General features: G+C 70.7%; 17 protein-coding genes. 10 read left to right on the forward strand and 7 right to left on the reverse strand.

Annotation, left to right across the window (positions count from 1 at the left end; genetic code table 11):
- Positions 1-72: 72 nt before the first annotated feature.
- Complete coding sequence (locus JKJ07_RS38570; RefSeq protein WP_202996927.1) at positions 73-738, forward strand: response regulator transcription factor; 666 nt, start codon at positions 73-75, stop codon at positions 736-738.
- On the opposite strand, the gene JKJ07_RS38575 is transcribed toward JKJ07_RS38570, so the two are convergent.
- Complete coding sequence (locus JKJ07_RS38575) at positions 720-1,331, reverse strand: DedA family protein (RefSeq protein WP_202996928.1); 612 nt, start codon at positions 1,329-1,331, stop codon at positions 720-722. The two genes, JKJ07_RS38570 and JKJ07_RS38575, sit on opposite strands and share 19 nt — an antisense overlap.
- A gap of 99 nt (positions 1,332-1,430) precedes the next feature.
- Here JKJ07_RS38575 and JKJ07_RS38580 point away from each other — a divergent pair, with 99 nt between their 5' ends.
- Genes JKJ07_RS38580 through JKJ07_RS38615 form a run of 8 tightly spaced genes read left to right on the forward strand, consistent with a single transcriptional unit; the run spans position 1,431 to position 8,685 of the window.
- On the forward strand, positions 1,431-2,168 hold the full coding sequence (locus JKJ07_RS38580; RefSeq protein ID WP_202996930.1) for a COG4705 family protein: 738 nt from the start codon (positions 1,431-1,433) through the stop codon (positions 2,166-2,168).
- Positions 2,165-3,265: a glycosyltransferase gene (locus JKJ07_RS52045; RefSeq protein WP_202996932.1), complete on the forward strand. Its 1,101-nt coding sequence runs from the start codon at positions 2,165-2,167 to the stop codon at positions 3,263-3,265. Before JKJ07_RS38580 ends, JKJ07_RS52045 begins: the two co-directional genes overlap by 4 nt.
- Positions 3,262-3,969 carry a polysaccharide deacetylase family protein gene (locus JKJ07_RS38590; RefSeq protein WP_202996934.1) on the forward strand — a complete coding sequence of 236 codons (708 nt, stop codon included), beginning with the start codon at positions 3,262-3,264 and terminating at the stop codon, positions 3,967-3,969. Before JKJ07_RS52045 ends, JKJ07_RS38590 begins: the two co-directional genes overlap by 4 nt.
- Complete coding sequence (locus JKJ07_RS38595) at positions 3,966-5,285, forward strand: FAD-binding oxidoreductase (RefSeq protein ID WP_202996936.1); 1,320 nt, start codon at positions 3,966-3,968, stop codon at positions 5,283-5,285. The genes JKJ07_RS38590 and JKJ07_RS38595 overlap by 4 nt, the downstream gene beginning before the upstream one ends.
- Positions 5,278-6,045 carry an SDR family NAD(P)-dependent oxidoreductase gene (locus JKJ07_RS38600; RefSeq protein WP_202996938.1) on the forward strand — a complete coding sequence of 256 codons (768 nt, stop codon included), beginning with the start codon at positions 5,278-5,280 and terminating at the stop codon, positions 6,043-6,045. The genes JKJ07_RS38595 and JKJ07_RS38600 overlap by 8 nt, the downstream gene beginning before the upstream one ends.
- Position 6,046: 1 nt before the next feature.
- Positions 6,047-6,697: an HAD-IB family hydrolase gene (locus JKJ07_RS38605; protein WP_202996940.1), complete on the forward strand. Its 651-nt coding sequence runs from the start codon at positions 6,047-6,049 to the stop codon at positions 6,695-6,697.
- Positions 6,694-7,782 (forward strand): hypothetical protein, encoded by a 1,089-nt coding sequence (locus JKJ07_RS38610; protein WP_202996941.1) that lies wholly within the window; start codon positions 6,694-6,696, stop codon positions 7,780-7,782. The genes JKJ07_RS38605 and JKJ07_RS38610 overlap by 4 nt, the downstream gene beginning before the upstream one ends.
- Before the next feature lie 9 nt (positions 7,783-7,791).
- Positions 7,792-8,685 (forward strand): decaprenyl-phosphate phosphoribosyltransferase, encoded by an 894-nt coding sequence (locus JKJ07_RS38615; RefSeq protein ID WP_202996942.1) that lies wholly within the window; start codon positions 7,792-7,794, stop codon positions 8,683-8,685.
- A gap of 3 nt (positions 8,686-8,688) precedes the next feature.
- Here JKJ07_RS38615 and JKJ07_RS38620 read toward each other — a convergent pair whose 3' ends face one another.
- Complete coding sequence (locus tag JKJ07_RS38620; RefSeq protein WP_202996943.1) at positions 8,689-9,324, reverse strand: DedA family protein; 636 nt, start codon at positions 9,322-9,324, stop codon at positions 8,689-8,691.
- 150 nt (positions 9,325-9,474) lie between these two features.
- Here JKJ07_RS38620 and efeU point away from each other — a divergent pair, with 150 nt between their 5' ends.
- Complete coding sequence (efeU, locus tag JKJ07_RS38625; RefSeq protein WP_202996944.1) at positions 9,475-10,308, forward strand: iron uptake transporter permease EfeU; 834 nt, start codon at positions 9,475-9,477, stop codon at positions 10,306-10,308.
- Here the strand turns inward: efeU and JKJ07_RS38630 are convergent.
- From JKJ07_RS38630 to JKJ07_RS38650, 5 genes are all read right to left on the reverse strand, one after another.
- Positions 10,299-10,835, reverse strand: a complete 537-nt coding sequence (locus JKJ07_RS38630) for a phosphatase PAP2 family protein (protein WP_202996946.1) — start codon at positions 10,833-10,835, stop codon at positions 10,299-10,301. The genes efeU and JKJ07_RS38630 overlap by 10 nt on opposite strands.
- A 264-nt stretch (positions 10,836-11,099) precedes the next feature.
- Complete coding sequence (locus tag JKJ07_RS38635; RefSeq protein ID WP_202996948.1) at positions 11,100-12,188, reverse strand: calcium-binding protein; 1,089 nt, start codon at positions 12,186-12,188, stop codon at positions 11,100-11,102.
- A gap of 53 nt (positions 12,189-12,241) precedes the next feature.
- Positions 12,242-12,994 carry a carboxymuconolactone decarboxylase family protein gene (locus JKJ07_RS38640; protein WP_202996950.1) on the reverse strand — a complete coding sequence of 251 codons (753 nt, stop codon included), beginning with the start codon at positions 12,992-12,994 and terminating at the stop codon, positions 12,242-12,244.
- A 111-nt stretch (positions 12,995-13,105) separates the two neighbouring features.
- On the reverse strand, positions 13,106-14,110 hold the full coding sequence (locus JKJ07_RS38645) for a glycosyltransferase family 2 protein (RefSeq protein ID WP_202996952.1): 1,005 nt from the start codon (positions 14,108-14,110) through the stop codon (positions 13,106-13,108).
- An 81-nt stretch (positions 14,111-14,191) separates the two neighbouring features.
- Entirely contained in the window at positions 14,192-16,453 is a 2,262-nt protein-coding gene (locus JKJ07_RS38650) for a hypothetical protein (protein WP_202996954.1), read from the reverse strand.
- Between the last annotated feature and the right edge of the window lie 9 nt (positions 16,454-16,462).

Consider the following 16,462-nt stretch of genomic DNA (forward strand, 5'->3'; position numbering starts at 1 on the left):
ACGGCGCGGTTCAGTATTTTCTCAGCTGTTCGCGGGCACCCTGCCCCCGTCGACCGGACCAGGAGGTAGAGCATGCGGGTGCTCGTCGTGGAGGACGAGGTGGGCCTGGCGGAGACGATCCGCGACGGCCTGAGCCGGGAGGGGTTCACCGTCGACCTGGCCCATGACGGTGTCGACGGGCTGTGGACCGCCGCCGAGACACCCCACGGGGCGTACGACGTGATCGTGCTGGACATCATGCTCCCCAAGCTCAGCGGGTACGAAATCTGCCGGCAGCTGCGGGCCAAGGGTGTCTGGACCCCGATCCTGATGCTGACCGCCAAGGACGGCGAATACGACCAGGCCGACGCGCTCGATCTCGGTGCCGACGACTACCTGGTCAAGCCGTTCTCGTTCGTGGTGCTGGTGGCGCACCTGCGGGCGCTGATCCGCCGTGGCGCCCCGGAACGCCCGGCCGTGCTCACCGCCGGCGACTTGAGTCTCGACCCGTCCGAGCGCCGGGTGACCCGGGCCGGCGACCCGGTGGCGGTAACGCCACGCGAGTTCGCGCTGCTCGAGTTCCTGCTGCGCCACCGCGGGCAGGCGGTGACCAAGACGGCGATCATCGAGAACGTCTGGGACGCGCACTTCGACGGCGATCCCAACATCGTCGAGGTCTACATCGGCTACCTGCGCCGCAAGGTCGGCCGCGAGGCGATCGAGACCGTTCGCGGCGCCGGTTACCGCATGGCCGGCTGACGGTTGCGCAGCAGCTCGACCGCGACCGGAATCAGCGACACCACGACGATGCCGATCAGGATCAGCTCGATGTGCGACCGCACGAACGCGACCTGGCCCAGGAAGTACCCCAGCGAGGTCACCCCGCACCCCCACAGCACCCCGCCGACCACGTTGAAGATCAGGAACGTGCGGTAGTGCATCCGGCCCGCGCCGGCGACGATCGGCGTGAACGTCCGCACGATCGGCACGAACCGCGCGAGCACGATCGCCCGGGCGCCGTGGCGCTCGAAGAAGCTCCCGGCCCGGGCGAGGTTCTCCTGCTTGAAGAACCGTGAGTCGGGCCGCTTGAACAGCGCCGGGCCGAACCGCCGGCCGAACAGATAGCCGAACTGGTCGCCGGCCACCGCCGCGATCGAGACGAGCAGGCACACCAGCCACAGCGGCTGATGCAGCAGCACCCCACCCGCCACCAGCAGGCCGGTGGTGAACAGCAGCGAGTCGCCCGGCAGGAAGAACCCGATGAGCAGCCCGGACTCGGCGAACACGATGGCCAGGATGCCGATCAGCCCGACCGTGGTGATCAGAGATGTGGGGTCGAGAAACGAGGTCATGGCGCGAAGGTAGGGACGCGAACCTGAGAAACCGTTGAAGAAGACCGTTTCCTCGTACGTTCAGTGATCTCTTAGCTCGTGGGGACGAGTGTCTCGGCCATGACCCCCACCCGACCGGCCCGGCGCTTCCTGAGCAAGGTGCCCGAGGTCACCGTCTTCTTCTGGATCGCCACGGTCCTGACGTCGGCCGATTTCCCGAGCTCCACGCTCGGGCTGGGCCTGACGCGAACCACCGTCGTCGTGGCGGCGCTGCTGTTCGTTGCGCTGTCGGTGCAGTTCTGGCACCGGGGCTACTCGCCCGTCCGGTACTGGCTGGTCGCGGTGCTGATCAGTATCTTCGCCAGGCTGCTGACCGACAACCTCGGGGTGTCGCCCGGGGCCGCCACCGCGACCTGTGCCGTGCTGCTGGCCGGCGCGCTCGCCGCCTGGTACGCCGCCGAGCGGACGCTGTCGATCCACACCATCGACACGTCTCGGCGGGAGGCGTTCTACTGGCTCACGATCCTGTTCGCCTTCGCGCTCGGCACGGCCGTGAGCGACCTGGCCGCCGCGGCCTTGGGGCTCGGGTCCGCCATGACGGCGACGCTGTTCGCCATCGTGATCGGCGGCATCTGGGCCACCCACCGGCTGACCGAGGCCGGCGCGATCGCCGCCTTCTGGGCCGCGTGCGTGCTGACCCGGCCGCTCGGCGCGGCCCTGGGTGATCTGCTCCCCCGGCCCCTCGGCACGGTCGCGATCAGCCTGGCCCTCCTCGTCGTGATCGTCTTCCTCGGTGTGAGCCGGCGGGACCAGCCGAGCCTCGACGCCGCCACGGCCCGGGCCGGGTCGGCGTGGTGACCGGGCCGGTGGTGATCTTCTCGGCGAGCATCGGCGCCGGGCACGACGGCGCGGCCGCCGAGCTGGCCCGCCGCCTCGGCGAGCAGGGACTCGAGGTGCTGCGGCACGACTTCCTCGACATGCTGCCCCCGGGAGTGGGCCGGCGGATCCGCGACGGGTACGCCCGGCAGCTCAACACCCTCCCGCAAAGCTGGGGCTGGCTGCTGAACGCCATGGGTGGCCCCCGGATGTCGGCCGGCGCCGCCGGGCTTTCGGCGAGCCTGGCCACGACCCGGATGCTGGCCGCGATCCCGGCCGACGCCGCCGTCGTGGTCTCCACCTATCCCTTGGCCAGTCAGGTGCTGGGCCGGCTGCGCGGTGACGGGCGCCTGAGCGTTCCGGTCGCGGCGGTCATGACCGACCCCTCGGTGCATCCGCTGTGCGCCGCCGCGGGTGTGGACGTCCACCTGGCCCCCGGTCTTGCCACCGCGGACCAGCTGCGACGGCTGGGCGTCCCGACGCTAGCGGTCTCCCCCATCGTTCGCCCGGAGTTCCGGCCCGTGACCGGGCCGGCCGAGCGCGACGCGACCCGGCGGCGGCTCGGCCTGCCCGCCGACGAGCGCCTCGCGGTGGTCGTAGCGGGCTCCTGGGGCGTCGGTGATGTCGCCGCGACCGCACGCGACATCACCGCCACCGGGCTCGCGGTGCCGGTCGTGGTCTGCGGCCGCAACGAGATCCTGCGCCGGCGCATCGGACGCGACGGCTCGGCCATCGCGCTGGGCTGGGTCGACGCGATGCCGGAGTTGCTGCGCTGCGCCGACGTGGTGGTGCACAACGCGGGCGGCCTGTCCAGCGCCGAGGCGATGGCCGGCGGTGTGCCGGTGATCAGTTACCGCTGCTTGCCCGGGCACGGCGTCGCCAACGCGGCCGTGCTGGCCCGGGCCGGGCTGTCGCCGTGGCCGCGCTCGGCAACCACGTTCGCCGAGGAGCTCAGCCGGGCGATGACCGCAACACCCGCACCGCAGGCCTCGGCCGAACCGGACGCCGCGGATCTGATCGCCGCGCTGGCCGGCTCGGCACCGCTGATCGCTGATCCCCTACAGGAGGCAGTCGTATGAAGCTACTCGGGACCACCGCCACCGCGGTCGCCCTCGCTCACGCCGCCCCGGCCGTCGCGGCGATCGGGCCGCTGCGCCGTCGCCTCCTGCCCGCCACGTCCGGCCTGGGAAACCGCAGGCACATCGCCCTGACCTTCGACGACGGCCCGCATCCCGACGCCACCCCGCAGCTGCTGCGCCTGCTCGACCGGTTCGGCGTCCGGGCGACGTTCTTCCTGCTCGGCCGGATGGCCGAGGAACACCCGGGCGTCGCGCGGTCGATCGCCGCGGCCGGACACGAGATCGGCGTGCACGGCTACGAACACCGCCTGCTGCTCAAGAGCCGGCCCGACCTCGCCCGGGCCACTGCGGTGCTGACCGCCGTCACCGGGCAGCAGCCTCGATGGTGGCGGCCGCCCTACGGGGTGGCGAGCACCGCGGCCCTGCTCGAAGCCCGGCGGCTGGGATTGAGGCCCGTGCTGTGGACCTGCTGGGGTCGTGACTGGACCCGCCGGGCGACGCCCGACTCGGTCTTCCGGGCCGTCCGCCGGGGTCTGCACGGTGGCGGAACCATCCTGCTGCACGACAGCGACCACGCCGCAGCCGCCGGCTCGTTCCAGGCCACCCTCGGCGCCCTGCCCGGAATCCTCGCGCTCTGCCGGGCGCGCGGCTACACCGTCGGGCCCCTGGCCGACCACGGACTCCTCGGAGAAAGGACGCGATGACGATGCACACCTCCGCAACGACCGGCTGGGGCAGATCGACCAGCAGCCACGGCCGGGTGATCCGCCCGGACAGCGCGGAACAGTGGGAGGAAATGATGGCCGCGGCCGGGCCCCGAGGCCTGATCGCCCGTGGTGGCGGCTGTGCCTACGGCGATGCGGCCCAGAACGCCGGCGGCATTGTCGCCCTGACCAGCAGCACCAACGAGCGGCTCGAAGTCGAGGGCGACACTGTGCTGGCCGAGGCCGGCACCACGCTCGGCGCGATCATCCGCGCTCTCGCCCCGCTCGGCTGGACTCTGCCGGTCGTCCCCGGCACCAGCCACGTGACCGTGGGCGGAGCCATCGCCGCGGACGTCCACGGCAAGAACCACGTGCACACCGGAACCTTCGGCTCCCACGTACGGGAGATGTCGGTCCTCACCCCCGCCCTGGGCGAAGTCGTGCTCGGACCGGAGAGCAACCCGGACGCCTTCCGCGCCACCGTCGGAGGACTGGGGCTCACCGGCGTGATCACCCGGGCCCGGCTGGGGCTGATCCGGCTCGACTCGTGGTTCTACCGCACCACCGACACCGTCGTCGACGGCCTCGACGCGACGCTCGAGAGTCTGGCCACCGCGGCTCGCGACAGCCCGTACGCGGTGGGTTGGCTCGACGCCCGCACGCGGACCGGCATCGTCAGCCGCGCCGACCCGATGATGCCCGGCCGGGCCGCACCACCCGGTGGCGGACGGCTACCGGCGCCCCGCATGCCCGCGCCGACGCTGCTCGGCCGGGGCATCGGCACCACGGTCACGGTCGCGAACCGCGCCCGCCTGACCGCCGCGCGCCTGCGCCCCCGCTCGATCCGCCCTCTGCCGGCTGTGCTCTACCCTCTCGACGCCCTTCCCGGCTGGCCCGGCCTGCACGGCCCGCGCGGCCTCGTGCAATACCAGTTCGTGGTGCCGTTCGGCGCCGAGCAGGTTCTGCACGCGGCAATGCGTGGACCGGCCCGAGCCGCCACCCTCGCCGTCCTGAAAGTCTTCGGCGCGGCCGGCGACGCGCCGCTGTCGTTCCCGATGCCGGGCTGGAGCCTGGCGCTCGACTTCCCGGCCCATCCCCGGCTCGCGTCCGCGCTGGACACGCTGGACGACCAGGTCGCCGCGGCCGGCGGACGGGTCTATCTGGTCAAGGACAGCCGGATGCGGCCCGACCTGGTGGCGGCCATGTATCCGGGCCTGGACCGCTGGCGGGCCGAACGCGACCTGCTCGACCCCGACCGCCTCATGACCTCCGACCTCGACCGGCGGCTGCGCCTGAGCGGGGACGGCCATGCGTGACGGCCTGGGACGCGACCAGACCGTGCTCGTGCTCGGCGGAACGTCGGACATCGGCACCGCGATCGCCCACGAACTGCTCCCCTCCGCCGGCACCATCCTGCTCGCCGGACGCGAAACCGCCGCGCTGAAACTCGCCGCCGACCGGCTGACCGTTCCGGGCCGGCGCGTCGAGACACTGCACTACGACGCGACCGCACCCGCCGCGGCGACGGTCGACGTGCTGGCCTGCGCGGCCGCACTGGCCGGTGACCTCGACGTGGTCGTTCTCGCCGTCGGCGCGCTGACCGGCGAGGAGCTGATCGGCGCGGACAGCCCCGCGCTCGAGAGCTCCCTGCAGACGAACATGCTGGGCCCGATGGTCGCCGTGCACGCGACGGCCCACCGACTCCGGGAGCAGGGGCACGGCACCCTGATCGTGCTCTCGTCAGTGGCCGCCGTGCGTACGCGGGAAACGCTCTTGACCTATGGCGTGGCGAAGGCGGCGCTGGATCTCTATGCGCGCCGGATCGGAAGGACTCTGCGCGGCAGCGGCGCCCGGGTGCTCGTGGTGCGGCCGGGCCACGTGCGGACCCGGATGACCGCCGGCCTGCCCGAGGCTCCCTTCGCCACCACGGCTCGCGAGGTCGCCGCCCGGGTGAGCCGGTCGCTGCGCCGGCGCGCGGCCGTCGTCTACGCGCCCGCGATCCTGCGCCCTGTCATGGCCACGCTCCGCGTGCTGCCCCAAGACCTGATGAACAACACCCCGAGAAAGGAACGATGACATGCGCCCACCACTGACCGTCATCGAGCAACCGGTGGTACTCCCGCCCAGCCCTGTGCCGGTGCCCGGCCGCGGCGGTGTCGCCGCATGGGACGTCGACGGAACTCTCGTCTTCGGCGACACCCTGCTCCCGTTCCTTCGGCGCTTCGTCGGAACGGCGGCCCTGAGCGGCATCCTGCTCGACGTCATCGCCCGGAACCTCCTCAGCCGCGACGCCGCGAAAGCCGCCCTGCTGCAGCGGGTGCTCGGCGGCCGGGAACTGGCCGAGGTCGATGCCGTGGCCCGTGACTACACGACGACCCTCATGCACCGCACCCGGCCCGGCTGTCTGCGCCGCTGGCAATGGCATCGCAACCAGGGACACCGGCTGGTGCTCGCCTCGGCCTCACCCGACCTGTACCTCACGCACCTGGGCTCTCGCCTCGGCGCCGACGCCGTGCTCAGCACCACCATGGAGGTCGTCAACGGGCGAGTGACCGGGCGGATGATCGGACCCAACTGCCGCGGCGAACACAAGGCGTCCCGCCTTCTGCACTACCTCTCCGGGCATCCCACGAACAAGCTCTGGGCGTACGGGAACAGCCGCGCCGACGAGCCGATGCTCGCGCTGGCCGATGTGGCCGAGCGCCGCCCCGGACGGATCACTCGATGACGCTCACCAGGCGCCGTCGCGTCACCCTCGTCGTCCTGCTGGTCGCCGTGCTGCTGGCCGTGCCCGGCATCTCGTACGCCCGCGCCCTGACCGCTCCCGGAAGCGCGACGCTGGGCATGCGCACCGTCGACTGGATCCGCGCCCACGGCGGAAACCCGGTCATCAACGCCATCGAGAACTGGTACTACACCCGGCATCAACCCTCCACCGGAGCGCCCGACCCGGCCTCCCTGCCACAGGTGACGGTGACCAAGAAGGCACCGGACAGCGCCCCTCCGCCACGCCTGCCAACACTGCCCGGCGTGCCGGCCTTGCCTGGCGAGTCGGTCTGGACACCGGGCCGCACCGATGCGAACGGCCGCCCCCTCATTTACACCAGCTACTTGCGGCCCGACCCTCAGCATCAGAGTGTTGTCGCCGGGGTGGCCTGGATGCGAGCCGGCGGCAGCACCGCCCACCTGGTCGCCGGCACCGTCCAGCCCGGCGGCCCCGCCTGGGCGGGCAACGCCGCCGTGCCGTGGCAGGACGTCCCGCAACTGGTGGCCACCTTCAACTCCGGCTTCAAAATGGCCGACATCCACGGCGGGTTCTACCTCAACGGCCAGTACGCCCGCCCACTGCTCGACAACCAAGCCTCCGTCGTCATCGACAAACAGGGCCGCATCACCGTCGGCGCCTGGAACCGCGACGTCGCCCTGAGCGCCGACACCGTAGCCGTACGCCAGAACCTCGAGATGATCGTCGAGTCGGGCCGCCCGGTCGCCGGGCTCAGCCGGAACCCGTCCGGCCGCTGGGGCTCACCGAAGAACCAGCTCCAGTACACGTGGCGCTCCGGGCTCGGCGTCGACGCCCACGGCAACCTGATCTACGTCGCCGGACACCATATGAACCTGCAGATGCTGGCCGCCGCGCTGACCGCGGCCGGGGCGCAGCGGGGCATGCAGCTCGACATCCACGACGGCATGGCCTCGTTCGCCTCTTGGAACTCCGGCACCCCGGCCAAGCTGCTGCCCTCCATGTCCCGCTCGGCATGGCGTTACACGTATCCCGACCAGCGGGACTTCATCTATCTGACCGCCCGATAGGAGCCCGTCGTGTCCGCCTCCACCACCCTCGCCCCGCCTCGGGTCGCGGCCGTCGCCATACTGGTCACCGCCCGGCCCCGGCAATGGATCAAGAACCTGCTCGTCCTGGGCGCCCCGGCGTCGACCGGGATGCTCTTCACCGCCGGGTCCGCGCGCGGCAGCATATTCGCCTTCGTAGCGTTCACTCTCGCCGCCGCGGGCACCTACTTCGTCAACGACGCGGCCGACGTCGAGGCCGACCGCCGCCACCCCGTGAAGCGACGGCGGCCGGTGGCCGCGGGCGACCTCAGCCCCTCCACCGCCCGGCTCATCGGCTACGGCAGTGCCGCCGCGGCCGTGCTGGTGGCGCTCACCGTCAACTGGCAGTTCGCGGCGTGTGTGGCCGCGTACCTGGCCCTGACCGCGGCGTACAGCAACGGGCTCAAACACGTGCCGGTGCTCGATGTGCTCATCGTCGCCGGCGGCTTCCTGCTCCGCGTGGCCGGCGGCGCGGCCGCGACCCGGACCAGCCCGTCGAGCTGGTTTCTGCTGCTGATCCTGTTCGGTTCCCTCTACTTGGTCATCGCCAAGCGGGCGGGTGAACTCGGCCGCGCGGCCACGGCCGGTCGGCGGGTGCTGGCCGGTTACTCCGCGCCCTGGCTGCAACAGGTTCTCGCCATGGCCCTGACCGGCACGGTGATCGCGTACGCAGTGTGGGCCTTCCAGTACCGCGGCACCGATGTGGCCCTGCCCCTGCTCGCCGCGTCGCTGGTGCCGTTCCTGGCCGGTTTGATGCGCTACAGCCTGCTGGTCGCCCAAGGCGCCGGCGAGGCGCCGGAAACCGTTCTCACATCGGATCGTTTCCTGCTGGCCGCCGGTGTCGTGTGGGCCGCGACAGCCGGGGGCGCGATCTATCTGGCGTAGGCCTCACGGCCGGCCGGATCGGGCGCGGCGCCGGGCCCGCAGCAGTTCGATGCCGATGGGGATCACCGAGAGCACGACGATGCCGATGAGGATGAACTCGATGTTGGACTTCACGAACGCGATCTGCCCCAGGAAGTAGCCCAGGATCGTCACGCCGCAGCCCCAGACCGTGCCACCGATCAGGTTGTAGACCAGGAACGTGCGATAGTGCATGTGGCTCGCCCCGGCGACGATCGGGGTGAAGGTCCGCACGATCGGCACGAAGCGGGCCAGCACGATCGACCGGGCGCCGTACTTGGCGAAGAACTCCTGGGCCCGGGTGAGATTCTGCTGTTTGAAGAGCCGCGAGTCGGGGCGGCGGAACAGCGACGGGCCGAAGCGGCGCCCGAAGGCGTAGCCGAACTGGTCACCGGCGACGGCCGCGATCGAGACGAGCAGGCAGACCAGCCACAGCGGCTGGTGCAGGTAGGTGCCGTCGGCGACGAGCAGCCCGGCGGTGAACAGCAGCGAGTCGCCGGGCAGGAAGAACCCGATCAGCAGACCCGACTCGGCGAACACGATGGCCAGGATGCCGATGAGGCCGAACGTCGAGATCAACCATTCCGGCTCGAGGAACGACGGGCCGAGCGCTGACGTCATCGGTTGGTGCCCCTTACCGGTTCGAGTTCATTCTGCCCAGCACTGCTTAACCTACAACTCGTAGGTCAAACGTCGGCTTGACTTAAACCTACATGATGTAGGAACTTGGCCGGAGTCAGGTAAGCCTTACTTCGCTTCGGGAGCACACACGTGGGCGCTGCCTTCTTCGCCAGTTATCTCATCGGGTTACGCGACGGTCTGGAGGCGGCCCTGGTCGTCTCGATCCTGGTCACCGTCCTCGTCCGCTCCCGTCGCCGAGACGCCGTCCTGCCGCTGTGGGCAGGTGTCGCCGGCGCGGTGCTGTGCGCGGCCGCGCTGGGTTTCGTGCTGACCTATGTCGCCACGTCGGTCGTCTCGGGCGTACGGCTGGAGCTGTTCGAGGCCTTCACCTCACTGGTCGCCGTGGCCATGGTCACCTGGATGATCTTCTGGATGCGGCGTAGTGCCCGCACGATCAAGTCGGAGCTGACCGGACGTTTGACCGAGGCCCTGGGGCTCGGCAAGGCCGCCGTCGCCGGCCTCGCGTTCGTCGCCGTGATCCGCGAGGGCCTGGAGATGGTGCTTCTGGTGTTCTCGGCCGCCCAGGCCGCCAGCGAGACGATCGCACCGCTGCTGGGCATGCTGACCGGTGTCGCCTCGGCCGTCGTGCTCGGCTGGCTGATGTACGCCGCCGTCGCCCGCGTCGATCTCGGCCGGCTGTTCACCTGGACCGGGGTGCTGCTCGTGCTGGTCGCGGCGGGCATCGCCAAGTACGCGGTGCACGGATTTCAGATGGCCGGGTATCTCCCGGGGTCGACGTCGACGGCCTATGACGTCTCCGCGCAGCTCGAACCCAGCTCCTGGTACGGCACGCTGCTCGCGGCCACGGTCAACGTGACCCCGTCGGCGACGGTGCTCGAGGTGGTGACGTGGCTCGCGTACGCCGCTGTTGTCCTCTACCTGTTCTTCCGCCCCGCTCCCCGCCTGTCACCAGCTCACTCTTGACGCGCCAGACGGGTGACGGCCCGGTTCCAGCGGACACCGACCCACACCTCCAGCACGGCGAGACCGGCGATCAGCCCGGCCGCGAGGATGTCACCGGGGTAATGCACACCGACCCAGACCCGGGCGAAACCGATGACCACGGCGGCCACCGCCAATCCCGTCCCCCAGCGCCGGCTGATGAACGCCATCACGCCGAAGGCCAGCGCGAACGCCGCCGTGGCATGATCGCTCGGCAGGGAAACACCCGGATCGTGCGGGATCAACTGATGCACCTGATGGCTTTGGAACGGCCGCACCTGACCGCTCAGGTGGGACAGGATCCAGGCGCCCGCGAAGGCCAGGAAGAGCGCCGACCCCAGCTCCACCACCGGCTGAAACCGGCGCCGGTAGAGCTCTCGCCCGACGAGCAACGCCGAAACGACGAAGACCCCGTAGACAAGCCAGACCGCGGCGAACTCCAGCACATCGTCCAGGCTGTCGAACCGCCCGGAAACACCATTGACCACTTCGAAAAGGCGATAGTTCACGCCGGCAACGCTGCCTGATCACAACTATGAAAACGCTGAAGATCCCGAACCGCTGATGCCGCGGCTGGCGGTGTCGGCCGTGGCCCTGACCGCCTTCCTCAGCATCGACACGCCGCTGGCAGACGAAGGCGCCGCTGCCCCAGCCCCGTGGTGGCCTGGCGGTCGCGGCTCACGGCGGATACCTCTACGCCTTCATCTACACCTTTGGCGTCGGCACCCGCGCGGGCGGCAACTTCGCCGGCGACCTGAACGAAGCGCTCGTCCTCACGGCCCGACGCGACGCTCACAATCGACCGTGACATCGCCGCTGGTGACGTAGCAGGTGTCGGCGCCGGCGCCGGCCTCGAGCCGGTCGTCGGCGTCGAAGTCGTCGTCAGTGCCGTAGAGGACGTCGTCGCCGTCGCCGCCATACAGCTTGTCGGCGCCCTGGTCACCGTCGATGGTGTCGTTGCCGCCGTAGCCGTAGATCGTGTCGTTGCCCTGCACGCCGTTGAACGTGTCGTCGCGGGCGGTGCCGCCCATCCAGTCGGCCCCCTGAGAGCCGACGAGAACCTCGATGTCGGCGCCGATCGTGTCACGCTCGCCGGTCAGGCCGTCGTCGCCGGTCACGCCGTCCGCGTCGATGCGTACCCCGGTGCGGTAGGCGGCGTAGGTGACCACGTCCTGGTCGGGGCCGCCGACGAACCGGTCCGCATCCGCCTTGACCTGGGCCCCGGTCGGCTGGGAGGGGATGAACGCGTCGCCGCCCGGACCGCCGTCGTACGTGTCGTTGCCCGCGCCGCCGAGGAATTCGTCCTTGCCGTTGCCGCCGAGCACGACGTCCGTACCGGGACCGTCGTTGATCTTGTCGTTGCCGTCCCCGCCGGACACCCGGTCGTTGTCGTAGCCCGCGTCGATCTGGTCGTTGCCGCCCATGCCCCAGATGGCGTCGGAGCCGCCACCGCCCTTGAGGATGTCGGCCCACGGCCCGCCGGTGATCTTGTCGGCGCCCGTGCCGCCGTCGGCCGAGAGGGGCAGGTCGGTCTTGTTGATCACGATGTCGTTGCCGTCGTACAGATAGACCCGCACCCACGACAACCTCGAAGCCGAGCACCGTACGGTCGTCGCGTCCACGGCCTTGCATCCCTTGCCGGGCGTGATGGTCGTGCGGTCGTCGATCGTCACCGTCGTGCCGGAGCGGGTCAGCACCACGCCGTTCGAGCGGCCCTTGCCGGCCTGATACTGCACGATGCCCGTGCCGACCACAGTGGCGAGTCCGTTGGTCGCGGCCTGCGCCGGTGTCGCCACCGCCACGAGGGCGACGAGCCCACCGGCCCCCAGCAGTGCCGTGACAATCTTGCCGACGTGCCGCATCGGATCTCCCCCGTGATCGCTCGGAGCAGGGATCATAACCCCCGTACGATCCGCTACAGGGTGACCTCGTCGAGGGCGCGCAGCGCGTTGAGAGTGCGCGGATAACCGACGAAGGGCAGCAGCTGGGTGATGACGGCGAGCATGGTGGCGCGGTCGTTGCCGACATTCAGGTTGGCCTGCACGTGTCCCTTGACTTGCGGGTCGGCGCCGCCGAGGGAGATCAGCATGGCCAGGGTGAGCAGCTCCCGGGTCCTCAGGTCGAGGCCGCCGCGGGTGTAGTGGTCGCCGAAGCAGTTGGCCGACAGCAGCCGCTGGATGTGCTGCTCGTCGTCGGGGGCGTTGGCGTACATGGCGTCGACCGCGTCGGCCCCGACGATCTGCTTCTGGACGGCGAGTCCCTTTTCGGCTCGCGTCTCGGGTGTGGTGGTCGACTGGCCGGGTAGCGGCAGTTCGACACCGCGTTCGGTGAGGACCTCGTTGGTGGCGTGCAGGAAGTCGAAGACCTTGCCCATTCCCGCGTACGGGACGGCCTGGTAGACGATTTCCTTGGCCTCGACCGGGGTGACGCCGGCGGTCAGGGCGGCGCCCAGCATCACGCGGTATTCGCGCAGCGCCTGCCCGGCGATCAGCGCGGCGAGCTGGGTCATGAGCCGGGTGCGCGGGTCGAGGTCGCCGTGCTGCAGCACCTCGTCGAACGCGAAGTTGTCGAAGTACTCGATCAGCTCCGGGTCGGTGACCGCGAGCGCCGACACGTGGCCGGGGAACAGCTCGTCGTGGTTCTTCCGGGCGGCGTCACTGATAGCCATGCCGTACCTCATCTCTGCTCATGCTCACGCTAGAGCGGGAATGAGCAGCTGTGGGAGGGCCTGGCGTTACCTCCTTCGACCGGTTCGACCGACGGGGTGGGCGTGTGCGGGCTAGGCGGAGACAGCGAACTGATCCGGGTCCAGCGTCGTCTCGGCCGCCGGGGGATGCACGGTCGCCGGGCGGGCGGCGTCGAGCCTCGCGGTGTCGAGGGCGACGAGGAACGGCGGCCTCTTCTGCGTGGCGGCATAGATCCGGCCCACGTATTCGCCCAGCAGGCCGAGGCAGATCAGCTGGATGCCGCCGAGCAGCAGCACGGCGATGAACAGCGAGGACCAGCCCGGCACGGTCGCACCGCTGCCCCACGCCACCAGCGTGGTGACGATCAGGCCGAGGCACAGCACGAAGCTCAGCAGCCCGAGCCAGGTGGCGATCCTCAGCGGCGAGGCGGAGAAACCGGTGATGCTGTCGAACGTCAGCCGGATCATGCGGCTCAGCGGGTATTTCGTCGTGCCGGCGACCCGCTCCTCCCGCACGTACGGCACCTCGGCGCCGGCGAAACCCAGCGAGGGCACCACCAGCCGATACACCGGGCGCGGCTCGGGCAGCGCGTTCAGCACGTCCACCACGGCGCGGCTCATCAGCCGGAAATCGCCCGCCTGGTCGCTGACCCAGGGGCCGATCAGCTTGCGCATCATCCAGTAGTAGGCGCCCGCCGTGTTGCGCTTGAACGCCGTGTCGGTGCTGCGGTCGCATCGCACGCCGTACACGACGTCGACGTTCTGCTCGCGCGCCGCGGCCAGCATCTCGCTGATCGTCTCGGGCGGGTCCTGCAGGTCCGCGTCGATGCTCACCACGTAATCGCCCCGGGCGGCCAGCAGCCCGGCCCGCAGAGCCGTCTGATGCCCCACGTTGCGGCGCAACGCCACGATGCGCAGCTCCGGCCAGTCCGTCTTCAGCTGCATCAGCCGCGCCACGGTGGCGTCGCTGCTGCCGTCGTCGACCGCGACCACCTCGTACGGCTCATCGAGCCGGTCCAGCACCGGGCGCAACCGGGCGACGAAGTGGTCGACCGCTTCCCGCTCGTTGTACATCGGGGTGACCACCGAGAGGGTCATATCCTGATTCAACGCTTCGCCTTCGGATCGTTCCGCCATGTCGACATGAGCATGTTTCGTCTTACCTGCCGGCCGGTGAGACTACCGGGCGGCTGCAAGCTCGTAGATGGTCACCGGGCCATTGGTGTACCGGACTGTGGCGACGCCGGCCAGAGAGGGTGCGACTGTCCCGGCTCGCTTGTCGGCGAAGAGCCAGCGCACGCCGTGCTCATCGCGGAGCCGTCCGACGTCCGCGGCGTCGCCCTCCTGGAACGCCCGCTGGTTCAGCTCGTAGACCTCGGGGTAGGGGGCCGGCTGGAAGTTGTAGGCGAGCCCGTTCACGCCGTGCGCGGCCACCGGGAGGTCGGAGTATCCCCAGCTCTCGATCAGCATGCGGCGCCCGGTCAGGCCGGCCACCCAGAATGCGCGCGCGTTGCAGAGCTTCTTCGCGTTCATGGGCATGCAGTGCACATTCGTGGCGACCAGATCGTCCCGTGCGGCGTTGGCGTCCAGCCACCGAGCGGCCCGCATCTCGGCCGCGGTCACGGCCATGTTCTCGTTCACCGGGGGTGGCGCATCGTTCAGCCGGCCGAACGCGTCGGTGATCCCCGTGCCGAGGCTCGCGCCGACGACCGCCGCGATCAGCGCCGCGGGCAGGGCCCGGACTGCCCGGGCGCGCCAGACCGCGATCGTCACGGCAGCCACCACGGCGGTCACCGCGGCGGTGATCAGCAAGGGCACGGCCAGCGCCCAGGACCACGCCCCGATGGTGTCTGTGGCCGCTTCGCGCGTCTGCGGCATCAGCACCACCCAGACCGCTCCGGCGGCCGCTCCCGCGACAACGGCCTTGAGCCGCTTCGCCCGGGTGGCCAGCACGCAGACGGTCAGCACCGCGCCGATCGGCATGACGCCGGTGAAGAAGTAACCCTGGCTGGCCGCGGGGTGCCAGAACAACCAGGTCGCGGCGGCGCCGGCGAAGACCATCCCACCCAGCAGCCAGACGTCGGCGTCCGGACCTGCCTCCGCGTCGCGCCGCCGCCGGCGCACGACCAGGCCGAGCAGCCGCGGCGCCTGCATCAGGAACCACCACACGACCATCCAGGCCACGAACCAGCCACCGGCCGCGGAGGCGTTGGCGACACCTGACGGCAGGAAACCGCCTTGGGTGATGCCGTCGGCCGTCCCGAGCGTCACCTCGTACGGATCCATCCAGCGCAGCAGGGCGAGCGGCTGCAGCACCAGCGTGCCCGCTCCCCCGCCGGCGAACAGCCCGAAACCGACGACGGTTCCGAAGCCGATCACGCCGAGCAGGCCGACCGCCGTCCACGGCATCCGGCGGCGCGCCAGGAGCAGCACCAGGCCGGCCAACCCGATTCCGGCGAACAGCGGCGGCAGCGCGCTGGACTTCGCGCCGGCGCAGGCCACGGCCAGCAGCGGGAGGATCGCCCAGGTCCAGCGCAGCGACTTGCCGCGCAGCGCCTCGACGGCGATGACGGTGAACAACCCGACCAGCGGCAGCACGTACGTCTGCGAGGGGCTGACCAGCGAGATGGGCAGGCCGCCGTTGAACGGTGAAATGGGGCCGCGCAGTGTCAGCGCCTGCCCGGCGAAACCGAGCGCCGCGGCGACCGGACCGGTCCACCAACGTCCGCTGACCGTGCGCGCCAGCACGGCGAACACCAGCACGCCGACGCCGACGACCGGCAACAGCCACAGCCGCAGGTACACGTTGACCGGCGAGATCCCGGTGATCATGCTGGCGGCTGCCATGTCCGCGTCGGACAAGTAGTGGTAACGCAGCGTCTCCTCCGCCACGTGCGGAACGTGGAACGGCGCCGACCGGGTCATCTCGTAGATCAACCCGAGGTGGTAATAGACGTCCTGGTGGTGGCTGAAGGTGACCGGCGGCAACGGGTTGGCGTCGAAGACGGCCACCGCCCAGACGCAGACCAGCAGAAGCACCGCCGCTATGCCCCACGACCAGGCCGGCGGCAACGGGGTCGGTGACTCGATCCGCCAGTGCCGCCGCAGGCGTGGTACCGCCGCGAACACCACCAGAATGGCGGCTAGCCAGACAAACAGCACCAAACGGCTGCCCGTGACGGCGGCCAGCGCCCACCCCACAAGTTGCAGGACCAGGCCGAGCGCCGCACCGAGCCCCAGATCCTCCGGCCAGTTGCCCCGGCTGCCGTAGCAGGCCCGCAGCACCAAGGTTCCGGGGACGACGACCGCCACCAGGAAATACCCGGCGTAGACGGCGATCTGCAGGTCCGGGGTTCCCGCCTGGTGCAGAACGAACCAGGCGGCCAAGGCCGGCGCCGCCCACGGCAGCAGCCGCCGGATCAGGTCGTGCCGCGGCCGCACAGTCGCCGG

Origin of the sequence: Paractinoplanes lichenicola, assembly GCF_016785085.1 — a bacterium.
Taxonomy (GTDB): domain Bacteria; phylum Actinomycetota; class Actinomycetes; order Mycobacteriales; family Micromonosporaceae; genus Actinoplanes; species Actinoplanes lichenicola.